Raw genomic sequence first — 926 nt, 5'->3', positions numbered from 1 at the left:
AGGCCCGACTTTGCCGGGTACAGCGGCATCCTGGATGCGCTGCTGGGCACGGGCGCCGCAGGCGCGCCGCGCGGCGCCTATGCGGAGCTGATTGCCGCGGCGAACCGCAGCGGCAAGCCGGTCGCGTCCGCCGATATTCCAAGCGGACTGAACGCGGACACAGGCGAGACGCATGAGCCGTGCATTCAGGCGGCGCTTACGGTCTGCCTCGCTTTTCTGAAGCGGGGCTTGCTCCAGTATCCCGGTGCGGGCCATGCCGGGCGCATCGTTGTCCGCTCGATCGGCATTCCGTCCGGACTTGCCCGGGAAGAGGGGCTGTCCGCCTACTGGCTTACGCCCGCCGTGCTGGAGGACGTGCTGGGCGTCGACGTCTCCCGCCGCCGCGCGCCGGATGGGCACAAAGGGACCTACGGTCACGTGCTGATCGCCGCCGGGTCCCTGCGCATGAGCGGCGCCGGTCTGATCGCAGCCCGCGCCTCGCTGCGGACGGGCTGCGGGCTGGCGACCTGGGCGGTGCCGGGGAAGCTGCTGCCCCTTCTCGTCGGCGCGGCTCCCGAGCTGATGCTGGCGGATGCCGGCGGAGAAGCGGACGGAACCTGGAATGCCGCAGCGGCGGAAGAGGTGCTGAAGCTCGCCGGCAAGAAGGACGTGCTGGCCGTCGGCCCGGGAATCGGGCGGTTCGGGGATGACAAGGCATGGCTCCAAACGATTTGGGAAGGTGCGGACTGTCCGCTTGTCGTGGATGCGGATGCGCTGAACATCCTGGCCGAGTGCGATTACGGGACATGGCAGGGGCGCCGGACGCCGGTCATTCTGACGCCGCATCCCGGCGAAATGGCCCGCCTGGTAGGCGTGAGCACGAAGGAGGTTCAGCGCGACCGGATCGGCCTGGCGCTAAGCTATGCCCGGGAGCGCGGCGTGATCCT

At 69.7% G+C, this 926-nt stretch carries 1 protein-coding gene; it reads left to right on the top strand.

The features are described from left to right. The coding region (locus tag L692_RS0123550; RefSeq protein ID WP_025702404.1) for a bifunctional ADP-dependent NAD(P)H-hydrate dehydratase/NAD(P)H-hydrate epimerase at positions 1-926 on the top strand (926 nt) is incomplete at both ends.

The organism is Paenibacillus forsythiae T98 (genome assembly GCF_000520735.1).
Classification (GTDB): Bacteria; Bacillota; Bacilli; order Paenibacillales; family Paenibacillaceae; genus Paenibacillus_AQ; species Paenibacillus_AQ forsythiae.
The sequence above is the reverse complement of the archived record's forward strand: the minus strand, read 5'-3'. Positions and strand labels throughout refer to the sequence as shown.